The sequence below is a fragment of the Parasphingopyxis algicola genome, assembly GCF_013378075.1.
In the GTDB taxonomy this organism is placed as follows: domain Bacteria; phylum Pseudomonadota; class Alphaproteobacteria; order Sphingomonadales; family Sphingomonadaceae; genus Parasphingopyxis; species Parasphingopyxis algicola.
On record NZ_CP051131.1, the window covers coordinates 3,509,700 to 3,530,988 of the forward strand.

Annotated in this window: 20 protein-coding genes; 6 read left to right on the forward strand and 14 right to left on the reverse strand. The window is 64.0% G+C overall.

Going from position 1 to position 21,289, the window contains the following annotated elements; all coding sequences use genetic code 11:
• The first annotated feature begins 86 nt into the window (after nucleotides 1-86).
• Nucleotides 87-794: a TorF family putative porin gene (locus HFP57_RS17110; RefSeq protein ID WP_176870929.1), complete on the forward strand. Its 708-nt coding sequence runs from the start codon at nucleotides 87-89 to the stop codon at nucleotides 792-794.
• Here the strand turns inward: HFP57_RS17110 and nikE are convergent.
• The 3 genes from nikE to HFP57_RS17125 all read right to left on the reverse strand — a co-directional run bounded on the left by nikE (nucleotide 784) and on the right by HFP57_RS17125 (nucleotide 4,158).
• Nucleotides 784-2,337: a nickel ABC transporter ATP-binding protein NikE gene (nikE, locus tag HFP57_RS17115; RefSeq protein WP_176870930.1), complete on the reverse strand. Its 1,554-nt coding sequence runs from the start codon at nucleotides 2,335-2,337 to the stop codon at nucleotides 784-786. The two genes, HFP57_RS17110 and nikE, sit on opposite strands and share 11 nt — an antisense overlap.
• On the reverse strand, nucleotides 2,334-3,122 hold the full coding sequence (locus HFP57_RS17120; protein ID WP_176870931.1) for an ABC transporter permease: 789 nt from the start codon (nucleotides 3,120-3,122) through the stop codon (nucleotides 2,334-2,336). The genes nikE and HFP57_RS17120 overlap by 4 nt, the downstream gene beginning before the upstream one ends.
• Nucleotides 3,123-3,234: 112 nt before the next feature.
• Entirely contained in the window at nucleotides 3,235-4,158 is a 924-nt protein-coding gene (locus tag HFP57_RS17125; protein ID WP_176870932.1) for an ABC transporter permease, read from the reverse strand.
• Nucleotides 4,159-4,246: 88 nt separating this feature from the next.
• On the opposite strand from HFP57_RS17125, the gene HFP57_RS17130 reads away from it, so the two are divergent.
• Together HFP57_RS17130 and HFP57_RS17135 are read left to right on the forward strand one after the other, a co-directional pair.
• Nucleotides 4,247-5,059 carry a MerR family transcriptional regulator gene (locus tag HFP57_RS17130; protein WP_176870933.1) on the forward strand — a complete coding sequence of 271 codons (813 nt, stop codon included), beginning with the start codon at nucleotides 4,247-4,249 and terminating at the stop codon, nucleotides 5,057-5,059.
• Complete coding sequence (locus HFP57_RS17135) at nucleotides 5,059-5,397, forward strand: DMT family transporter (RefSeq protein WP_246263219.1); 339 nt, start codon at nucleotides 5,059-5,061, stop codon at nucleotides 5,395-5,397. Before HFP57_RS17130 ends, HFP57_RS17135 begins: the two co-directional genes overlap by 1 nt.
• A gap of 4 nt (nucleotides 5,398-5,401) precedes the next feature.
• On the opposite strand, the gene HFP57_RS17140 is transcribed toward HFP57_RS17135, so the two are convergent.
• The 7 genes from HFP57_RS17140 to HFP57_RS17170 all read right to left on the reverse strand — a co-directional run bounded on the left by HFP57_RS17140 (nucleotide 5,402) and on the right by HFP57_RS17170 (nucleotide 13,363).
• Nucleotides 5,402-5,815: a DUF3035 domain-containing protein gene (locus HFP57_RS17140; RefSeq protein WP_176870934.1), complete on the reverse strand. Its 414-nt coding sequence runs from the start codon at nucleotides 5,813-5,815 to the stop codon at nucleotides 5,402-5,404.
• Nucleotides 5,815-6,318, reverse strand: coding sequence for a signal peptidase II (lspA, locus tag HFP57_RS17145; protein ID WP_176870935.1), 504 nt, complete (start codon nucleotides 6,316-6,318; stop codon nucleotides 5,815-5,817). The genes HFP57_RS17140 and lspA overlap by 1 nt, the downstream gene beginning before the upstream one ends.
• A 186-nt stretch (nucleotides 6,319-6,504) precedes the next feature.
• Complete coding sequence (gene ileS / locus HFP57_RS17150) at nucleotides 6,505-9,528, reverse strand: isoleucine--tRNA ligase (RefSeq protein ID WP_176870936.1); 3,024 nt, start codon at nucleotides 9,526-9,528, stop codon at nucleotides 6,505-6,507.
• Nucleotides 9,529-9,706: 178 nt separating this feature from the next.
• Nucleotides 9,707-10,642, reverse strand: a complete 936-nt coding sequence (locus tag HFP57_RS17155; protein ID WP_176870937.1) for a bifunctional riboflavin kinase/FAD synthetase — start codon at nucleotides 10,640-10,642, stop codon at nucleotides 9,707-9,709.
• Between the two features lie 57 nt (nucleotides 10,643-10,699).
• Nucleotides 10,700-11,869, reverse strand: a complete 1,170-nt coding sequence (locus tag HFP57_RS17160; protein ID WP_176870938.1) for a dipeptidase — start codon at nucleotides 11,867-11,869, stop codon at nucleotides 10,700-10,702.
• The gene (locus tag HFP57_RS17165; protein WP_176870939.1) at nucleotides 11,866-12,363 is read right to left on the reverse strand and encodes a dihydrofolate reductase; all 498 of its coding nucleotides are present in this window, start codon (nucleotides 12,361-12,363) and stop codon (nucleotides 11,866-11,868) included. The genes HFP57_RS17160 and HFP57_RS17165 overlap by 4 nt, the downstream gene beginning before the upstream one ends.
• Nucleotides 12,364-12,568: 205 nt before the next feature.
• Nucleotides 12,569-13,363, reverse strand: a complete 795-nt coding sequence (locus tag HFP57_RS17170; RefSeq protein WP_176870940.1) for a thymidylate synthase — start codon at nucleotides 13,361-13,363, stop codon at nucleotides 12,569-12,571.
• A 197-nt stretch (nucleotides 13,364-13,560) separates the two neighbouring features.
• On the opposite strand from HFP57_RS17170, the gene HFP57_RS17175 reads away from it, so the two are divergent.
• On the forward strand, nucleotides 13,561-13,950 hold the full coding sequence (locus HFP57_RS17175; protein ID WP_176870941.1) for a JAB domain-containing protein: 390 nt from the start codon (nucleotides 13,561-13,563) through the stop codon (nucleotides 13,948-13,950).
• Nucleotides 13,951-14,079: 129 nt separating this feature from the next.
• Nucleotides 14,080-14,544: a pyridoxamine 5'-phosphate oxidase family protein gene (locus HFP57_RS17180; RefSeq protein ID WP_176870942.1), complete on the forward strand. Its 465-nt coding sequence runs from the start codon at nucleotides 14,080-14,082 to the stop codon at nucleotides 14,542-14,544.
• A 106-nt stretch (nucleotides 14,545-14,650) separates the two neighbouring features.
• Here HFP57_RS17180 and HFP57_RS17185 read toward each other — a convergent pair whose 3' ends face one another.
• Both HFP57_RS17185 and prfB read right to left on the reverse strand, forming a co-directional pair.
• A complete protein-coding gene (locus tag HFP57_RS17185) occupies nucleotides 14,651-15,343 on the reverse strand; it encodes a class I SAM-dependent methyltransferase (protein WP_176870943.1) in 693 nt (230 codons plus the stop codon).
• Nucleotides 15,343-16,470, reverse strand: coding sequence for a peptide chain release factor 2 (gene prfB, locus HFP57_RS17190; RefSeq protein WP_176870944.1), 1,128 nt, complete (start codon nucleotides 16,468-16,470; stop codon nucleotides 15,343-15,345). The genes HFP57_RS17185 and prfB overlap by 1 nt, the downstream gene beginning before the upstream one ends.
• Nucleotides 16,471-16,607: 137 nt before the next feature.
• Here prfB and HFP57_RS17195 point away from each other — a divergent pair, with 137 nt between their 5' ends.
• Nucleotides 16,608-17,117, forward strand: a complete 510-nt coding sequence (locus tag HFP57_RS17195) for a GNAT family N-acetyltransferase (protein WP_176870945.1) — start codon at nucleotides 16,608-16,610, stop codon at nucleotides 17,115-17,117.
• Between the two features lie 9 nt (nucleotides 17,118-17,126).
• Here HFP57_RS17195 and HFP57_RS17200 read toward each other — a convergent pair whose 3' ends face one another.
• Together HFP57_RS17200 and HFP57_RS17205 are read right to left on the reverse strand one after the other, a co-directional pair.
• Nucleotides 17,127-19,670 (reverse strand): penicillin-binding protein 1A, encoded by a 2,544-nt coding sequence (locus HFP57_RS17200; RefSeq protein WP_176870946.1) that lies wholly within the window; start codon nucleotides 19,668-19,670, stop codon nucleotides 17,127-17,129.
• Nucleotides 19,671-19,773: 103 nt separating this feature from the next.
• Nucleotides 19,774-20,982, reverse strand: a complete 1,209-nt coding sequence (locus HFP57_RS17205) for an N-acetylmuramoyl-L-alanine amidase (RefSeq protein WP_246263220.1) — start codon at nucleotides 20,980-20,982, stop codon at nucleotides 19,774-19,776.
• Nucleotides 20,983-21,289: the final 307 nt, after the last annotated feature.

The following is a 21,289-nucleotide window of genomic DNA, read 5'->3' on the forward strand; positions in this document are numbered from 1 at the left end:
TTTATCAGTCCGCCGTGAACCGGATCAGAGACTGAAGGGTGCGCAGGGACGAATAGAACCGTATTCGAACGAAAAAAGGAACTATTATGCGCACCTCGATTTTCGGCCTTGCCCTGCTAGCAACCACGGCCTTTGCCGCGCCCGCCCATGCGGGGGAACTGGGCGGCGGCTTCAGCGTTTCCGGCAACGCCGCGCTCGTCACCGACTATCGGTTCCGCGGCGTGTCCTTCTCGGACGAGGACATCGCCATCCAGGGCGGCATCGATCTCGAGCATGACAGCGGTTTCTATGTCGGCACCTGGGCCTCGTCGATCGAGGACAGCCCGGTCTTCGGTCACACCGAACTCGATATCTATGCCGGTTGGTCGGGCGAGATCACCTCGGGCCTGACGCTCGATGTCGGCGTGCTCGCTTATATCTATCCGAACGGCAATGTCGGCGATGCGGACTATGTCGAACCCTATGCCTCGCTGTCCTACACGATCGGGCCGGCGGAAATCACCACCGGTATCGCCTATGCGCCGAGCCAAACGGCAATCGGCGATGACGACAATACCTATGTCTATGGCGATATCTCGGTGGGCATTCCGCAAACCCCGATCACAGTCAGCGGCCATCTCGGCTATACCAATGGCAGCCTCTCGATCGACAATGACGTCGATTATGTCGACTGGTCGCTCGGCGCCGAAGCCTCGTTCGGTATGCTGTCGGTGGGCGTCGCCTATGTGAGCACGGCGGTGAACGGCCCGCTGACCGACGGCACGGTGGTCGGCACCCTCGGCGTCAGCTTCTAGACGCGGCGACCAGTTTCTGCGTTACCGGATGGGCCGGTGCGGCGATGATCTGCCGCGCCGGCCCTTCTTCGATGATTGCACCTGCATCCATCACCGCGATCCGGTGGCAGAGACGTTTGGCGACCGCAAGGTCATGGGTGATGAGGAGCAACGCCAGATTGCGCTCATGCTGGAGTTCTTCGAGCAGATCGAGCACCCGTCCGGCCACGAGAACGTCGAGCGCCGATGTCGCCTCGTCGAGCAGCAACATTTCGGGTTCGGCCACGAGAGCCCGCGCGATGGCGACGCGCTGCGCCTGACCGCCGGACAGTTCGCGCGGGAAGCGGTCGGCGAATTCGGCTGGCAGATCGACCTCCTGCAGCGCTTGCTTGACCGCGCCCGCCCGGCCCCACTTGGCCAGATCCGGCCGCAAATGGCGCAGCGGCTCGGCGACGATGTCCGACACTCGCCATTGCGGATCGAGGCTTGCGGCCGGGTCCTGAAAGACGGGCTGGATCGGCCGGCGATGGTCGCGGGTCATGCGCTTGCGCTGCGGCAGTTCTTCGCCGCGCCACGAAACGCAGCCGCTGTCCGCTGGTCCGAGCCGGGCGATGGCGCGGGCGAGCGTCGACTTGCCCGATCCGGACCCGCCGACCAGCGCCAGCGCCTCGCCCTGATGGATAACGAGCGAAGTTTCGGATACCGCCTGCACGCGACCCCGTCGCCAACCCGGGCGGCTAAAGGAGACGTCGATATTTTCGGCAATTAGCAGGGGCGCGCCGGTATCCGGCAATGATGGCGGCGGATCGGTCAGCCTCGGCGTCGCGGCCAGCAGTTCGCGGCCATAGGCGCTGCTCGGTGCGGCGAGATGCTGTGCGGCCGGGCCGCTCTCCTCGATCCGGCCGGCACGGAGCATGACGACATGATCGGCGTGACGTTCGATGGCGGCGAGATCGTGGCTGACGAGAAGCAGCGCCAGCCCGTCTTCGCGCCGCAGGGTGTCGAGCAGCGTCATGATCTCCGCGCGCAGGCTGGCATCGAGCGCGCTGGTCGGCTCGTCGGCGATCAGCAGTTTCGGTGTGTGCGCTACCGCCATCGCGATCAGCGCGCGTTGCCGTTGGCCGCCCGAGAGCCGGTGTGGGAACTGGTCGAGGCGGTTGCCGGGCGCGTCCAGGCCAACGCGTTCGAGCGCCGCGATCATGTCTTCGCGCGTTGGCGCCTCGGCTCCACCGCGCTGCCAAGCCTCGGCGAGTTGCGCACCGATCGTCAAGTGCGGCGTGAGCGCGGTCAGCGGATGCTGGAAGACGAACCCGGCATCGCGGCCCCGCTTTTTCCGAAGTACTGCCTCGTCTGCTCCTATCAGCTCGGTTCCGTCGAGCAGCGCCGATCCCTCGGCTATGCCGGGGGATAGGCCGAACGGAGCGAGACAGGTCTGGCTCTTGCCCGATCCCGACGCGCCGATCAGCGCCGCGCACTGACCGGCCTCCACGGTGAAGCTCACATCCTCGACCACCATCGTGTCGCCGATGCGCACGCTCAGTTTCTCGACCGCATAAATGCTCATCGCGACAGCCGGTCCCGCAGCCGTTCGCCCGCGATCGTGAGGCAGACGATGATCAGCACCAGCATGCCGCCCGGGATCAGCAGGGCGTGCGGCTGGAGGTCCATATCGTCGGCACCCTCCTTCACGAGGATGCCGAGCGAGGTCAGCGGCTCCTGCACGCCGAGGCCGAGAAAGGAGAGGAAACTCTCGACCATGACGACCTGCGGTACGGTGAGCAGCAGATAGGCCAGCGCGACGCCCGCAACGTTGGGGAGGATATGGCCGGTCAGGATGCGGCGCGCCGGGGCTCCGGCCGCCTCAGCCGCCGTGACAAAGGGGCGTTCCTTCAATGCGATCACCTGGCTGCGCACGACGCGCGCCATGGTCAGCCATTCGACCGCGCCGATGCCGATGAACACCAGGATGATAGACCGGCCGAACACGACCATCAGCAGGATGACGACGAACATGAAGGGCAGGGCGTAGAGCCCGTCGACGATCCGCATCATGATCTCGTCGGTTCGCCCGCCGATCCAGCCCGCTATCGCGCCCCAGGCGGTCCCGATGACGAGCGCGACCAGCGCGGCCGCCAGCGCTACGGCCAGCGTCACCCGGGTGCCGACCAATGTGCGCGCCAGCAGGTCGCGGCCGACCGTGTCCGTACCGAAAAGGTGACCGGGCGCGAACAGCGGCGCGCGCACCGCGTCCCAGTCGATAGCGCTGTGCGTCCAGGGGAGAAAGGGCGGCACGAGCAGCGCGACCAGCGCGATCGCCGCGACGATCAGGAGCGGAATGCGGCCCTTCATCGTCCAAATTCCAACCTGCGCCTGCGCGGGCAGGAGCCTAGGGCAACGAGCGACGGCGTTTGCGGTTCTGGGCTCCTGCCTGCGCAGGCGCACAATAGTTTCATTACCGACGTCATTCCGCGCGCATCCGCGGGTCGAGCCAGCCATAGATCAGGTCGGCGACGAGGTTGAACAGGATGATGAGGCCCGCATAAAGCGTGACCACGCCGAGTACGAGCGGGTAATCGCGGTTGAGCGCGCCCTGCACGAAATAGCGGCCGAGGCCGGGCAGGGCGAAGACGGTTTCGATGATCACGGCACCGGTCAGTAGCCCCGCCGCCGCCGGGCCCAGATAGCTGGCGACCGGAACGAGAGCGGGGCGCAGTGCGTGGCGGGCAATGACCTGGCGTTCGGCAAGGCCGCGGGCGCGGGCGGTGCGAACGTGATCCTCGTTGAGCGCCCTGGCGAGCCCCGCCCGGGTCAGCTTCGCGATGGCGCCCGCGAACGGCAGCGAGAGCGCGACGACGGGAAGTAGCAGATGCGAGGGGCTGCCCGGCTCCCAGCCCGATACCGGCAGCCAGCCGAGGCCGAGTGCGAAGATCAGCACGAACAACGGTCCCGTGACGAAGACCGGCAGCGCGGTGAGCAGGGTCGCCAGCCCCATGATCGCCTCGTCCTGCCAGCGTCCGGCGCGCGCCGCCGCCCATAGCCCGCCGCCGATACCGAGTACGCAGGCGAGCAGCAGCGCCAGCCCGCCGATCGTCAGCGAAACCGGCAGCCCTTGCGCGATCAGCTCGCTGACTGTGAAGTCGCGATAGACAAGGCTTGGCCCGAAATCGCCGCGCAGCAGCCGGCCGATATACAGCGCGATCTGCTCCGCCAAGGGCAGGTCCAGCCCATAGGCCGCGTCGAGCGCGGCGCGGGTCTCCTCGTCGAGCGCCCGTTCCCCGTCGAACGGCCCGCCGGGCGCCAGCCGCATCAATATGAAAGACAGGATCACGACGCCGAGCAAAGTCGGGATCGCGGTCAGCAGGCGGCGAAGAAGGAGCCTCCCCATGGCGCGCATGATTGGCGCAAAGCTATTCGGGCGTCACGCAAAAAAAACCGCTTGCAGTTGACGCAAGGTCAAGCGGCATAACAGGCATATGGCCGATTCGCTCGACATATCGGAAGTCGCCCGCCGCACCGGGCTCACCGCGCGCACCTTGCGCTTTTACGAGAGCCGGGGGCTGCTGGCGCCGGGTCGCACGGCGGGTGGGCGTCGCGTCTACACGACGGAAGACCTGAGCGCGATTCATCGCATCATGCTGCTCAAGGGCGCCGGCTTTACCATCGCCCAAATCCGGCAATTGTTCGAACGGGAGGATATCGGGCTCTCCCGGCTCGTCCAGGCGCAACTCGATCTGCTTGCGGCGGAAGCGGGCCGGATCGCGGAGGCGCGGGCCCTGCTCGGCCTCGTGCTGTCGCGGATCGAACGCGGCGACGAGATCGATGCGGAAACGCTCTGCGCGCTGATCGAAAGCGGCGAACGCACGCTTCGGAACGAACCGGAAGACTGGAAACGCGTCGCCGACCGCTATTTCCCGCCGCGCGACCGGGTGGACTGGGCCGAGGCATCGGGCCGTCTGCCGCCCGGTCTCGACGAGGAGGCCTATACCGAACAATGGCGCGCGCTTGGCGAACGGATCGAGGCCGCGCTGCCGATCGACCCGGCTTCGGCCGAGGCACAGGCCTTTGTCGATGAATGGTTCGCGCTCTTGAAGCCCTTCGCCGAGGTGGCAACGCCGGAAGTCTGGAACGGCACCTATGCGATGTATGAGGACATGGAGGCCTGGGCCGGGTCGGATGGAGAGGGCATCGATCCGGGCTTCAGCAAGGGGGTCTGGGATTTCATCAAACTGGCGACCGCTGCGCGGATGACCGGCATCGTTAGCAATCACCATAAGGAGACGGAGTAATGGCGATCAACGCATGGGCGCTGCTGGGCGGCGCGATCCTTTTCGAGATACTCGGCACGAGCCTGCTCAAGGCATCGGCCGGTTTCGCGAAGCCGCTGATCGGCATGGCGTCGATGGCGTCCTATGCGGTCTGTTTCTGGCTGCTGGCCTTCGCGATCACGCGGATACCTGTCGGCGTCGCCTATGCCGTGTGGGCGGGCGTCGGCATCGCGATCATCACGCTGATCGGCTGGGTCATTTTCCGCCAGACGCTGAGCGTGGTCCAACTCGGCTGTATTGCGCTGATCTTCGTCGGCGCGATCGGGCTGCACCTTACCACGGCGACCGCCGAGCTCTGAACGCTTATTGCGGCGTCGAAACCGTCGCTTCGGGGGCGTCGCCTTCGGGCGCGTTCAGGATATCTCGCGTCGTCGAACCGTAATCGACCGCCTGAGTCTCGGGATCGCCGACATTGCTGCGAATGCCGGGCCGGGCCGATTCGGGATCGGCCTGGTTGACGAGCGCTTCTTCCGCGGCGCTGCGCGGGGCGGGGCCGCCGAACATCGCCTGCAGCGCCTGGGTGCTCGAATCGGCGCCGCGGGCGGCCGGTTCGCCGGGGCGCGGCGGGGTCAGCGCGAAATCGGGCGGGATCACGAGCGGTGCCGAGCGCGAGACCAGAAACTCGTCCGGGCGGTCGCGGTCGCCGCCGAAAATGCTGCATGCCGAAAGGCTTGCGCCCATCGCCACAAGGCCCGTTACCACCATCACTTTACGCATTACTCTGTCTCCGCCGGTTCAGGCTTGTCGCGTAGCAGAAAAGCCCGCAACACCAAAATTACGACCCCGATGGTAATCGACGCGTCCGCGACATTGAAGACCAAAAAGGGCTGGAAGTCCCCAAAATGAAGATCGATGAAATCCGCGACATAGCCGTAGCGGATCCGATCGGTGAGGTTGCCGATCGCGCCGCCCAGGACCATGCCGAGCGCGAACACGTCCATCGCGCGCTTTTCCCGCCAGATCCAGATCGCCACGCCGAGCGATATCGCGCCGGTCAGCGCGACGAGCATCCAGCGCTGCGTATCGGACGAGGCGGTCAGCATGCCGAGCGAGACGCCGCGATTTTCGACCCAGGTGAAATTGAGAATCGTCAGCAGCTCGATCTGCCCGCGCTGGGGCAGCTGGAGCAAGGTGATGATCCAGTATTTCGAGATCTGGTCGACGACGAAAATCGTGGCGGCGAGCAGATAGCCGAGCATCGGACGGCGGGATGCGGTCATCCCAATCCTCCCCGGGACGGGGAGGGGGACCGCGCTTGCGCGGTGGAGGGGTGTAACCGCTGGCCGCGTGTATTCCGCCAGCCGTGATACCCCTCCGTCAGCCCGTTGGGCTGCCACCTCCCCCCAGGCGGGAGGATTTCGGCGCGCAGGTTGACACTGGTTGACACAGGTCGGGGGTAAATCGCGTTATCCACCGATAACCTCCGCACAGCGATCGCACAGCGCTCCGTCTTCCGCGACTTCGGGAAGGTGTCGCCAGCAGCGGCCGCATTTGTTGTCCGTTGTTGGAGTGACTTCTACACCCAGTGCGTCGTCTGAAAAAGGATCATTTTCCAACTTGATATCCGAAACTATGAATAGCTCGGCAACGTCTGAACGATCTAGTTTTTCAAACCAACTCGCCATGGCAGCATCTTTTGTTCGCATTATAACGTTAGCTTCCAACGAGGATCGAATCTTCTTTTCCCGACGGAGCGGCTCAATCGTTTCGGTAACCTGTTCTCTTACGCCGCGTAGTCTCTGCCAATGTAGCTCATCTACGTCTGCAACCTCGATCTCCGGCCATTCCAGCAGATGCACCGATCCGGCGTCCGGATAGCGCGTCCGCCACACCTCTTCCGCCGTGAAACACAGAACCGGCGAGGCGTAGCGGACCAGCGCGTGGAACAGGATATCGAGCACCGTCCGATAGGCCTGCCGTTTCGCCGACCCGGCTGGCAGGGATTCTCCAACATCGCAATAGAGGCAGTCCTTGCGGATATCGAAGAAGAAGGCGGAGAGGTCCTCGTTCGCAAAATCTGTGAGCGCGCGGACATAGCGGTTGAAGGCATAATCGTTGACCGCCTCGCGCAAAGTGCCGTCCAGCTCGGCGAGCAGGTGCAGCACATAGCGTTCGAGTTCGGGCATATCCGCCACGGCCACCCGCTCGCTTTCCTCGAAATCGCTGAGCGCGCCGAGCATGTAGCGGAAGCTGTTCCGGAGCTTGCGGTACATGTCCGTCACGCCCTTGAGGATTTCCGGGCCGATCCGGTGGTCCTCGGTGAAATCGACGGTCGAGGCCCAGAGCCGCAGGATATCGGCGCCGTTGACGTCGATGATCTTCTGCGGGTCCAGCGTGTTTCCGACGCTCTTGGACATTTTCAGCCCCTTGGCGTCGAGCGTCATGCCGTGCGTCAGCACTTCCCTGTAGGGCGCGCGGCCGCGCGTGCCGCAGCTTTCGAGCAAGCTCGACTGGAACCAGCCGCGATGCTGGTCGGAGCCTTCGAGATAGAGGTTAGCCGGGGAAGACAGGTCGGGCCAGTTATCGCTTTCGAGCACAAAGGCATGGGTCGATCCGCTGTCGAACCAGACGTCGAGGATGTCCGTGACGACCTCATAGTCATCGAGATTGTATTTATTGCCCAACAGCGCCTGATGATCGGCCGCGAACCAGGCATCGGCCCCGCCTTCGCGCACCGCGTCCACGATCCGGTTGTTGACCTCCGCGTCGTTCAGATAATTGCCGTCTTTATCGACATAAACCGTGATCGGCACACCCCAGGCGCGCTGGCGCGAGAGCACCCAGTCCGGTCGCCCCTCGACCATCGAGCGCAGCCGTTTATGCCCGCGCGGCGGGATAAAGCGGGTCTTGTCGATCTCGGAAAGCGCGATCTCGCGCAGGGTTGGGCCCACGCCCTTGGCATGGCCCTTCACCAAATCCGTTTGTCCTGAGCTTGTCGAAGGGTTGTCCTCCTCTTCTGCGTTGTCGGAAGAAGATAAGGACAGGGCTTCGACAGGCTCAGCCTCATCGGTTTTAAATTTGATCGGTGAGTCCATCCGTACAAACCATTGCGGCGTGCAGCGATAGATGACCTTGGCCTTCGATCGCCAGCTATGCGGATAGCTGTGCGCGAAATCGTCGGATGCGGAGAGCAAAGCCCCCGCCTCGCGCAAGTCCGAACAGATCGGCCCTTCCGCCGAATTAAACCGCTTGTTGATGACATTGCCCGCCCGCTCGCCGCCGCGCGGCAGCCAGAGCCAGTCCTCGCGATAGACGCCGTCATCGTCGACCGCGAATACCGGGTCGATGCCATGTTCCTTGCATGCGAAGAAATCCTCCTCGCCATGATCGGGCGCCATATGAACAAGGCCCGTGCCGGCTTCGGTCGTGACATGATCGGCCGCGATAAAGGGGCGCGGCGCGGCGAAGAAGCCGCCGAGATGATGCATCGGATGGCGGGCGACGGTTCCAGCGAGTTCGGAGCCTTGGCCGCGCCACAATGTACCAAGTGAACGAAGTTCGCCCGACCAACCGTCGGGCATCACTTGTTGTGACTTCTCGATCCTATCGTTGAACTGGTCCCAGAGATCGGCTGCCACGAGATATTTTGGACCAAGAAGACTAAATTCTTCATTGTCGTCAGGAAACTCCCAAACCCCAAGATCGACAAGGACATATTCTACGTCCTCTCCGAACGCGATCGCCTGATTGACCGGGATCGTCCAGGGCGTCGTCGTCCAGATGACGGCATGCGCGCCGACCAGCTCTTCGATCGGGCTTTCGGTGATCTCGAACGCCACGTCGATCTGCGTGCTCGTGATATCCTGATACTCGACCTCGGCCTCGGCCAGCGCCGTCTTCTCGACCGGCGACCACATCACGGGCTTCGCGCCGCGATAGAGCTGGCCGCTTTCGGCGAATTTCAGGAACTCCTCGACGATCACCGCCTCGGCGTCGCAATCCATGGTCAGGTACGGCTTGTCCCACTCGCCCATCACGCCGAGCCGCTTGAATTCCTCGCGCTGCACATCGACCCATTTGGCCGCATAGGCGCGGCATTCGGCGCGGAATTCGGCCGCCGGAACCTCGTCCTTGTTCCGCTTTTTCTTGCGATACTGCTCCTCGATCTTCCACTCGATGGGAAGGCCGTGGCAATCCCAGCCCGGCACATAGGGCGCATCCTTGCCGAGCAGCGACTGGCTGCGCACCACGAGGTCCTTCAAAATCTTGTTCAGCGAATGGCCGATATGGATATTGCCGTTCGCATAGGGCGGGCCGTCATGCAGGATGAATTTTTCGCGGCCTTTCCGCGCTTCGCGCAGGCGTTTGTACAGGTCCTGCTCTTCCCAGCGCGCAAGGATGCCGGGCTCCTTGTTGGCGAGCCCCGCCTTCATCGGGAAGTCGGTCTTCGGCAGGAAAACCGTGTCTTTATAATCGGGCTGTTCGGACATTGGGGGCGATGTAAGGGGGAAGGAACGGGGCGTCTAGCAGGAATCGCGCTTTTGCTCTGCGCCGCATATATCATCGTTCGTCACCCTGAACTTGTTTCAGGGTCCACTTCTCCATCGGCACCGTCATCGCGGGATGATGAGTGGATGCTGAAACAAGTTCAGCATGACGCTATTGCGATCAAAGCACATGCCGCGTCAGCCGTCGTTCGGCCTCGGCGCAGTCCTCGGCCATTTGCGCCTTGAGCGCGTCGAGATCGTCGAACTTCGCTTCGGCGCGGATGAAACTCACCAGTTCAACGGCGATGGTCTGGCCGTAAAGATTGCCATCGAAATCGAAAAAGTAAGGCTCGAGCAGTTCGGTCGGCGGATCGAAGCTCGGGCGGATGCCGAGATTGGCCGCGCCGTTCAGCGTCCGCCCGTCGGGCAGGCGGCCGCGCACCGCGTAAATCCCGTATCTGGGCCGGATATAGCTGCCGAGGGGGATATTGGCGGTCGGATAGCCCAGTTTGCGGCCGTTTTTCGCGCCGTGTTCGACCACGCCTTCGATCGCGAACGGGCGCGTCAGCAGATGCGCCGCGGTTTCGCAATCGCCGGCCTTCAGCGCCTCGCGGATCCGGCTGGAGGAGACGATCTCCTCGCCCTCGTTCACGGGCGCGGCGATCTCGGTGAAGAAGCCGTGGGTCTTCGCATATTCGGCGAGCATCACGACATCGCCCTTGCGGCCCTTGCCGAAGACGAAATCGTTGCCGGTAACGACGCCCGCCACGCCGAAGCGGGCGAGCAGGATGTCCTCGATGAAATCCTCGGCCGATGTGCCCGCGAGTTCGGCGCCGAATTCGAACACCATCATCGCATCGGCGCCCGCTTCGGCAAACAGCTCCTCGCGCTGGTCGAGCGTCGTCAGGCGGAAGGGCGGGGCGTCGGGCTGGAAATGGCGGACGGGATGCGGATCGAAGGTTGCGACGATCACCGGCAGTCTGTCGTCATGTGCGTGATGGACCGCGCGGCCGACCACCGCCTGGTGCCCCCGGTGAAAGCCGTCGAAATTGCCGAGCGCGATAACGCCGCCGCGCAAGGTTTCGGGCACGCTATCGCGGTGGAAAAGCCGCTGCATGCCGTGGCTATAGGGGCGCGGGGCAGGGGCGGCAATGCGCGGAAATGGGAAGACCCGTCATCCGCGCGGCAGCCCGTCCCGCAGCACCCGGATCACATTGCCGCCCATCACCTGCGCGATCTCGCCCTCGCTGAGCCCGGCATCGAGCAGCAACTGCGTAATCACGGCGAGTTCGCTCGTGTCGAAGCCGACCGTCGTCGACCCGTCGAAATCCGAACCCAGCCCGACATGGCGGATGCCCACCAGATCGCGGACGTGGAGGATCGAGGCGACGACGTCGGCCGGCTCGAACGAGCAGAGCGCGCCGTCCCAATAGCCGATCCCGATCACGCCGTCGGTTGCGGCCACCGCGGTGATCTGGTCGTCGGTCAGGTTGCGGTTGACGTCGCACACGGCCTGGACGCCGCCATGGCTCGAGACGACCGGCCGGGTCGCCATGGCGAGGATGTCGTCGACCATGGCGGGGCTCGCATGGGCGATATCGACGATCATCCCCGCCTGCTCCATGCGGCGGACGATATCGCGCCCCAAGTCGGTCAGCCCGCCTTTCTCCTCGCCATGCATCGAACCGCCCAGTTCGTTGTCGAAGAAATGGGTCAGGCCCGCCATCCGGTATCCGGCGTCGAACAGCCGGTCGAAATTGCCCGCATCGCCTTCCAGATTGTGCAGGCCCTCGATCGAGAGCAAAGCGCCGATTACGGGATCTCCGCGCTGCCGGTCGGCGAGCAGCGTATCGATGTCGGCGCGGGTGCGCACGATGCGCAGCGCGCCGTCGCTCTCGCGCTCGGCCCGGTTCAGCTTGTCGGCATGGTAGAGCGAGCGTTCGAGCAGCGAGAACCATGTGCGGATCGGCTGGAGCTGGCCGATGGCGAGCCAGACGATATTGTCGGTATTCGACGGATTGGAATCGTAATTCTGCCCGGACGGGGATTTGGTGACCGAGGAAAAGACCTGGAGCGCGACATTGCCCTCCTGCAGGCGCGCCAGATCCATATGGCCGCGGCCCGACCGGTTGAGCAGGTTGCGCTTCCAGAGCAAGGTGTCGGAGTGCATGTCGGCGATGATCAGCCGGTCGTGCAGCGCCTCGGCTTCGGGCGAGACGGCGGGAAGCTCGATATCGGCGCGCCGGTTCAGGTCGCGCTCGATCCAGATTGGGCCGAGCGTGAAGAAAAGGGCGAGGGCGGCGCCGACAATCAGGATCAGCCCGAACAGGAATTTGCGGATCATCGGATGCGCTCCAGGGTAACGAAACTGAAGGCGGGGCGGTCGCCTTCCGCCGGATAATCGTCGCGCGCGGTTTCGGTCCAGACCGCAGGGTCGAAGGCCTCGATCCGCGTATCGCCGTCCGGTTCCATATGGACTTCGGTCAGTTCGATCAGGTCGGCCTCGGGCAGGAACAGCCGATAGATTTCCGCGCCGCCGAGAATCGCGATCTCTTCGACATCGCCGGCAAGCGCGACGGCGGCCTCAGGCGACTGTACGACTTCCGCCCCGTCTGCCGACCAGCTCTTGGAGCGGGTCAGTACGATATGGCGGCGACCGGGCAGCGGGCTCTTGAAACTTTCGAACGTCTTGCGGCCCATGATCATCGGCTTGCCCATCGTGTTGGCCTTGAGGCGTTTGAGATCGGCTGGAATCCGCCAGGGCAGACGCTCGTCCTTGCCGATCACCCCGTTATCGGCGCGGGCGAGATGGAAAATGATCCGGGGTTTGGCGGTCATTGACCCTCTCCCTTGATGGGAGAGGAGCGAGACTTGGTGGCTATGCCGCCTAGTCGCAGCGGTGAGGGTGATCTGTCGGCCCGCGATAACGCGTGTGGAGAATTCACCCTCATCCAACTCCGCCTAGCCACGACTTTTGCCGAGGCAAGGCTTCGTATCCTTCTCCCATCAAGGGAGAAGGGGTATGCAAGCGATCGCGCTACAGTCACACCGCGACCGGCGCGGCGATATGCGGGGCCGCTTCGTAACCGACAATCTCGAAATCCTCATATTCATAGCCGTCGATACTGCCCGGATCGCGCAGGATGGTCAGCGTCGGCAGCGGTCCGGGCGTGCGGCCAAGCTGTTCCTTCACCTGGTCGAGATGGTTCGAATAGAGATGGCAGTCGCCACCGGTCCAGATGAATTCGCCCGGCTCCAGCCCGCATTGCTGGGCCAGCATATGGGTCAGGAGCGCATAGCTGGCGATGTTGAACGGGACGCCGAGAAACACGTCGCAGCTGCGCTGGTAGAGTTGGAGCGACAGCCGCCCGTCCGCGACATGGGTCTGGAACAGACAGTGGCAGGGCGGCAGCGCCATGTTCGGCACGTCGGCCGGGTTCCAGGCGGAAACGATCTGGCGGCGCGATGCCGGGTTAGTTCTGATCTGTTCGACGAGACCGGCGATCTGGTCGATATGGACGCCGCCCGGGCCGATCCAGTCCCGCCACTGCTTGCCGTAAACCGGCCCGAGATCGCCATTCTCGTCCGCCCATTCGTCCCAGATGCTGACCTTGCGGTCCTGCAGCCAGCGGACATTGGTGTCGCCGCGCAAAAACCATAACAGCTCGATAATGATCGAACGGATATGGAGCTTCTTGGTCGTGAGCAGCGGGAAACCCTTGGAAAGGTCGAACCGCATCTGATGGCCGAATACCGAGAGCGTCCCGACGCCCGTCCGGTCGTCCTGGCGCACGCCATCGTCGAGAATCCGCTGCATGAGATCGAGATATTGCCGCATCGTGCGTGCCTTATGGCCGAGCGGACGGGCAGGGCCAAGCGATAGAATTCCATCCGATGTGAATGTTCGCGACGATCGCGGGCCGAGTTGGCCCGCAATCTTGGTCCGGATCGGACCGAATGTCGTTTTTATCCAATTTCGAGATAGTTATCCTCCCGAAGAATGGTCCGAAATCAAACATACCCGGGGGATGCTCAATGACCGCGGGCGGGTCGCCGATCATCGATTGCCACGCGGACAGCGCATTTTTTGCGCCGCTCGTCCTGCGTCACGATCATGAACATGCGGTGATCGCCCATCTCGGGGCGGACGGCCGGCTGCTGGCGATCAGCGAAGCGCAGGGCGGGCACGACCGGATCATATTGCCGCTCCGCCGGATCATCGGCGATGCGCTGGCGCATGACGGCCACGCCGTCCTGCTGGCGCACAATCATCCGAGCGGCGATCCGACGCCGAGCGAGACCGATATCGAATCGACGCGCCGGCTGGCCGACCTGCTCCGGCCGCTCGGCATCCGCATCTACGATCATCTGATCCTGACCCGCAGCGGCGCATCGACGAGCTTTCGGCGATTGGGCTGGCTTTAGGGGGCTTGTTGCAAATGGCTTGGCGGCTTTCGACCCTATTGCGGACGTCGGATTTCAATGAGCCTTCGACCGAAAGCTGTCACCCCATTAGTTTCTATCGACGCTAGATTGGTTTAAAAAGCGAATGGGATGAAGCTATCGAACGAAATCAGAAAATTCGTCGCTGATCAGCGCCTTGGCTTCTTAGCTACAGTATGCGCCGACGGCACGCCCAACTTATCGCCCAAAGGTCTAACGTTCGTTCTAAACGAACAGCAAATCGTGATTGGCGAAATCCGCTCTCCCGGTACGATCTCGAACTTACTGCAACAACCAGTTGCAGAATTGAATGTGGTCGATCACCTTTCTCGCAAGGGTTTTAGATTTAAGGGTGAATGTCTCGTCCTTTCTGAAGGGAAAGTGTTCGAAGACTCGGTCAATTTCTTGCGATCGATGGGAGCGAAGTCAGACATCAATTCTGTGATCTTGATGGACGTTCGAACATTGAAACCTTTGGTTTCGCCTGCATACGACCAAGGTCTTTCTGAGCTGGATGTGCGATCGCAATGGAAAATTCACTACGACCAATTACAGGGCGACGGCATCGCAAAATAGCACTTACGCCCTAGAGCGTTGTCCGACCTGCCAGCCTTTAGCAGACCGTCCGCTTCCCACTTTTCATCGGCCGTTCCGTTTTTAATGCCTTGCCCGCCGCCGCGCATCAATCCTGCCCGCAAGGCTCGATCGCGCCCGGCTCCGGCCGGGGCCCGACGCGTTCGAACATCGCGAAATAGCCGCCGATGTTCGGCATCGCGCGATAGACGACGCGGCGATAGCCGACCGCCTCGAATTCGCAATTGAGGAGATCGGGCGGCGTTCCGTGCCGGTTGGTCGGCCGGTCGGCATCGACGACGACGACCCGCCCGCCTTCGCGCAGGGCGGGACGCATGTTCCAGAGGAATTCGTACGGGCTCTCGATCTCGTGATACATATGCACCATGAAAATCCGGTCGAAACTGTCGGGCGGCAGCATCGGATCGGCGAACTCGCCCAGCCGGACGCTGACATTGTCGAGCCGTTCGCGGGTGACGCGCTCGGCCAGCCGGTCGCGGGTTTCGGGAATCACGTCCTGCGCCAGCACCCGGCCGCTATCGCCGACGCGCGGCGCCAGGCGGATCGTGTAATAGCCGTTGCCCGCGCCGATATCGGCGACGGTCATGCCGGCCTCGATATCGGCCATGTCCATCACGGTCTCGGCTTCGTTCACCCGGTCGCGCGATTCCTCGTCGGAGAACTGGCTGGCGGTGATATCGGACACCGGCCGGTCGGCCGGCGGGAAGGCCGATTCCCCGGAACCGCCAAGAATGTCGCACCCCCCGGCGACCAGCAAGAGCAGGCATGCGGCAGCGCGCATCAGTCTATATCCTCGACCTCGACTTGTTCCCCTGTCACCTGCTGCGATAGCGCCGCGGCCATGAACTTGTCGAGATCGCCGTCCAGAACATCGGACGGCGAGGAGGAGGTGACACCCGTTCTGAGGTCCTTCACCATCTGATAGGGCTGGAGGACATAGGAGCGGATCTGGTTGCCCCAGCCGATATCGCCCTTGCTGGCTTCGACGGCATTGGCTTCCTCCTCGCGCCGCCGGAGTTCGGCCTCGTAGAGCCGCGCCTTGAGCATGCTCAGCGCCTCGGCCCGGTTCTTGTGCTGCGAGCGCTGCGATTGCGAGGCGACGACGATGCCGGTCGGTTCGTGCGTGATCCGCACCGCGCTGTCGGTCGTGTTGACATGCTGGCCGCCCGCGCCCGAGGCCCGGAAAGTATCGACGCGCAATTCGCTCTCGTTGATCTCGATCTCGATATCCTCGTCGATGACCGGATAGACCCAGACACTGGAAAAGCTCGTATGGCGGCGTGCCGAGCTGTCATAGGGCGAGATGCGGACGAGCCGGTGGACGCCGCTCTCGGTCTTCGCATAGCCATAGGCGTTCTCGCCCTTGAGCAGCAAGGTGACTGCCTTCACGCCCGCCTGTTCGCCGGCGTGATAGTCGACGATCTCGACCTTGAAGCCGCGCCGCTCGGCCCAGCGTTGGTACATCCGCTGGAGCATTTCGGCCCAGTCCTGGCTTTCGGTGCCGCCCGCGCCGGCATGGATTTCCAGATAGGTATCGTTGCCGTCGGCTTCGCCCGCGAGCAGCGCCTCGGTCTTGTCGAGCTCGGCGCGTTCGGCCAGCGCCGCCAGCGCCGCGACCGCATCGTCGACCAGCCCGTCATCGCCTTCCGCCTCGGCCAGCTCGATCATCTCGGCGGCGTCGTCGCGCTCCTGGCTGATCTTGCGGACGGCGGCGATCGCGCTTTCCAGCCGGCCGCGCTCGCGCATCACCTCGCGCGCCGCCTTGGGATCGTCCCAGAGCGTCGGATCCTCGACCTTGGCGTTGAGCGCGTCGAGCCGTTCCTTCGCGACATCCCAGTCGAGAAAGCGGCGCAACAGGTCCACGGCCTGGTTGATCTGATCGATATGGGCTTGCGCTTCGGCGCGCATGGTCTGTCTGCTCCGGCTCGGGGGATGTGCGGGGACACGAAATAGCCGCTCGAACCCAATAGTAAATGGCAGTTCGCCAATCCGGCGATATAGTTGGCGTTTCGTCGGATGGACGGATGGCGCGCGTTGGAGATTGCATGGTCCCGGATCTGGAAACCGAACGGCTTCGGCTCGTGCCGCCTGCGGGGCAGCACGCGGAGCTGTACGACCGCTTCTACACCGACCCCGCCGCGTCCGGCCATTATGGCGGTCCGCTCACACCGGCACAGGCCTGGAGCCGGCTCGCACAGGATATCGGCCATTGGCAGCTTCGGGGGTTCGGCGTGTGGGTGATGGAAACCCGGGCCGAGGGCAGGGCGGTCGGCACTTGCGGTTTCTGGCAGGGGCGGGACTGGCCGCGGGAACTGACATGGTGGCTGCTGCCCGAGGCGCGGGGCACCGGATTCGCGACTGAAGCCTCACTGGCGGCGATCGCCCATGCCTATGACGGCTTCGGATGGGCCGACGTCCAGACCTATATGGATGACGGCAACGAAGCCGCGCGAAAACTCGTCTTGCGGCTGGGTGGCGACATTGTGGACCGGATCGCCTTTCCCGACGGGAAGATGCGGGACCTGTTCACGATACCCCGGCCGGACCGATTCTGACTGGGTGGGTCAGTAGATTCCACCCTCGGATTGCAGGAATTCGCTGTCGTTCCGGGGCGCATCGACCTCGACCGTATTCTGTTCGCCCTCGGGAAGAATCGCGCGCACGGGCCGGCGGGCAACGACATCGCGGCGGATCGTCCGGGTCGGCTCGCTGTCGGGCCGGAAAGCTTCCCAGATAATCGCGCCCCTCGGATCCTGGCTCGGCCAGCCACCGAATACGCGCCGGCCGCTGCGCCGGTCGATGCGGACCATGCGGATGCCGCGTGGCGCCGCGAAGGGCACGACGGGTTCGCCTTCCATCACGTCCGCCATGAACTGACGGAAGATCGGCGCCGCGAGCGTGCCGCCCGCACCATAGCCGAGGCTGCGGGCCTGGCGGTCATAGCCCATGTAAACGCCGGCCACGACGTTCGGCGTGCCGCCGACGAACCAGACATTGGTCGGACCGGTCGTCGTTCCCGTCTTGCCGAAAATCGGCCGGTCGAGATCGCGCAGCAGTGTCGCCGTGCCGCGCTGCACGACGCCCTGCAGGATATGGATGAGCTGGAAGGCGGTCATCGCGTCGACGACCTGCCGGCCCGGGATCGGCGGGCGCGGCATGCGGCCGCCGTCCCAGTCGCTGGCGTTGCAGCCTTCGCAGGCGCGCCAGTTGGCGGGATAGATCACCTCGCCCCGGCGGTTCTGGACATAGTCGATCAGCGAGGGGCCCACGTCCCGGCCGTGATTGGCGAGCATGCCATAGGCGTTGACGAGGCGAAGCACGGTGGTGTCGCCCGCGCCGAGCGATGTCGAGAGGAAGGGCTCATGGTCGCCGATCCCGGCATTGCTGATCAGTTCGACGACGTTCTCAATCCCGGTTTCGGACGCGGCGCGCACCGTCATCAGGTTACGCGACTGTTCGAGGCCCCAGCGCAGGGTCTGCGGCCCGGCGACGCCGCCGCCCGAATTGCGGAAGCATTTGCGGCCGAGGGCAGCGCCCTGATAGACGCAAAACGGCCCGTCGACGATGATCGAGGCGGGCGTCATGCCGTTCTCGAGCACGGCCGCATAGACGAAGGGCTTGATGCTCGATCCCGGCTGACGCTCGGCCTGGGTCGCGCGGTTGAACGCCTCGAGCCGCGAGCTGAAGCCGCCCTGCATCGCATAGACGCGGCCGGTCTGGACATCCTCGACGACCATGCCGCCTGAAATGTCGGGCACCTTGGCGAGCGCATAATTGCCGCCCGACGGACGGACGGTAATGATGTCGCCGGGCTGCATCGTCGAAAAGGCGGTGCCGCCGCCCGATCGCGCGACGGAGGCCAGCGATCGCGGCAGGGTGGCGGTTTCGCCGTCGGAAAAGCCGATTTGCGCTGCGTTGCCGTCCTTCGAGAGCACGACCGCAACGCGCCAGTCTTCATAATCCACCGCCAGATTGGCGCTGGCGAGGCGCGAGCGCCATTCGCCGTCCTCCATCGGGATCGTCGCCACAGGGCCGGCCCAGGGCCGCCCGCGGTCGAAACGCAACAGGCCCGCGCGCAACGCGTTTTCCGCGCTGGTCTGCATATCGGGATCGTAGGAGGTGCGCACCCACAGGCCGCCCGAATAGACGCCATAGGGTCCGTCTTCCTCATCGTCGCCGAAACTGTCGATCAGGATACGGCGCACTTCCTCCATGAAATAGCCGCCGACATTGTCGGTGACGGATTGCGAGGTGCGGGTGACGCCCAGCGGCAGGGCGCGCGCGGTTTCGTATGTCGCTTCGTCGACCCAGTCATTCTCGCGCATCAGGCGCAGCACGAGATTGCGCCGCGCCAGGGCGGCGTCCGGATTGGTCAACGGATTGTAGCGCGACGGCGCCTGCGGCAGCCCCGCAAGGAAGGCTGCCTCATGGATTTCGAGATCGGCGACGTCCTTGTCGAAATAGGCGCGCGAGGCCGCCTGGACGCCATAGGCGTTCCGGCCGAGGAAAATCTGGTTGAGATAGAGTTCGAGGATGCGCTGCTTGGTCAGCGCGCTTTCGATACGCGTGGCGAGGATCGCCTCGCGTATCTTGCGAGTGATCGAATATTCGTCGGTCAGCAGCAGATTCTTGGCGACCTGCTGGGTGATCGTCGAACCGCCGCGCGCCCGTTCACCGGAGCCGATTTTGGTCACATAGTCGAAAACGGCCGCCGCGAGCCCCGGATAATCGAGCCCGCCATGGGTGAAGAAAGACGCGTCTTCGGCCGCGAGAAAGGCGCGGATAAGCTGTGGCGGGAATTCCTCGAACGCGAGCTCGACGCGGCGCTCGCGCGCAAAGCTCTGGACCGGCTCGCCGTTCACGTCACGCACGAAAGTCGGGAGCGCCGGTTCGTAATTGAGCAGTCGGTCGGTCGAGGGCAGGTCCCGCATGAAGGTGAACCAGAAGGCGATCATGGCGAGAATCGCGACGAGGACGAGGTAAAGCGGCCAGCGATACCGCCGCTTGCCGAGGAAGCGCCGAACGCTCGCCATAAGCCCCGTCGCCTCGCGCCGGAGCTTCACGCTCATGCTCGTATCGTCAATGCTGGTTTCGCCAGTGTCCGTCATCGCGGGCCGGTTTACCAGCTTTGCCTATCGATGCCAGCCGGTTTTTGACGGCGAAATCGGGGCGGGGCAGGGTGTCGGACCTTCTTGATACTGCGCGCAGCGGTCAGTCCGTGCTGGATGTCCGGCGGGCGAAATGGGTTTCGATCGCATCGGCGAGTCCGCGCGCGATCGCCCGTTGCCCGTCGCGCGAGAACAGGCGGCGCGCGTCCGACGAATTGGTCAGATAGCCCGATTCGAACAGTATCGAGGGCATGTCCGGGGCCTTGAGGACGGCAAATCCGGCAAATCGATGATAGTCGTTGCGGAACGGCACCGTATCGCCGGCTTCGCGGCGCAGCAGCGAAGCGAAGCGCGCGGAGATATTCATCGTTTCGCGCTGCGTCAGGTCGATCAGGATCGAGCGGACATCGTCGTCCGCGCCGCCCAGATTGACGCCGTTGATGACATCGGCTGCGTTTTCGCGGCTGGCCAGACGGGCCGTTTCGCGGTCGGAGGCCACTTCGGAGAGCGTGTAGATGGTCGCGCCGCTCGCGTCCCGGTTCTCCGCGGCGTCGGCATGGATCGAGATGAACAGTTCTCCCCCGAGCCGCCGGGCGATCTCGTAGCGCTCGCGCAGGACCAGGAAACGGTCATCGTCGCGGGTCAGCGCCACCCGAACCCGGCCGGACGCCAGGAGCGCGTCGCGTGTCGCGAGCGCGATGGCGAGCGTCGCATCCTTTTCGTGCCGGTTGCCATAGGGCGAGATCGCGCCCGGATCATGCCCGCCATGACCGGCATCGATAACGACCAGCGGACGGCCGCGCGGGCCCTGTATCTCGGGCAGTTCCAGCTCGCCCGCCGGCGTCGCCCGCGGCAGGCGGACGGTCAGTTCGCCGCGGCCGCGCGGCGGGCGGGCGCGAAAGGCCATGGGTGGCAGGAAGCGCGCGCGGCCTGCATCGGCAGCGCTGGCGAACCGGACCCGGCTCACCGGCTGGATATCGAGCGTAAACGACCGGCCGTCGGCGGCAAAACTGCCGTTGGAGAAGATCGCCGGACGCGCGAGATCGAGGACGAGCCGCGCCGTTTCCGGATCATATTGACCCTGACGCACGGCGCGGATCGGACCTGCGCCGTCGACGCCGCTACCGGCGCGCGCGCCGGCCACGTCGATCGCGATGCGATAGGGATCGTCGAGCACGAAAGCGGACGCGTTGTCGACATAGTCGTCGAATTGCACGGTGATCCGTTCCGGCGTCACGTTCACGGCCTGGATGGCCGCCGCCAAGGCGGGCTGCCAGCCGAAAATCGCAAAAATGGCAAGCATCAGGGACATGGTCCCATATTGCCGCGCTATCCCCCCTTTGGTCCAGCGCAAACACATGATTAAGGTTACCCTTGTTCTTTTTCGTTCGCTGTCCGGGATAGGGCTGTGGCCTCAAAACGAGGTGAAATAGTCTGGTTAACAACGGGTTCACCATGTTTGTCCGGGGTTTATGCGCCATGTCTGAGATGGTTTTTGTTGCGGGGCGGGGACGGCGCTGCTAGCGGTTTGCCGATAGGGGGTTGAATGTGCCGGTCGGCATGGCAACGTCCTGTTTTACATGGCCGGCGCATTTCCGCCCGGCTCACCAGGTTGACGC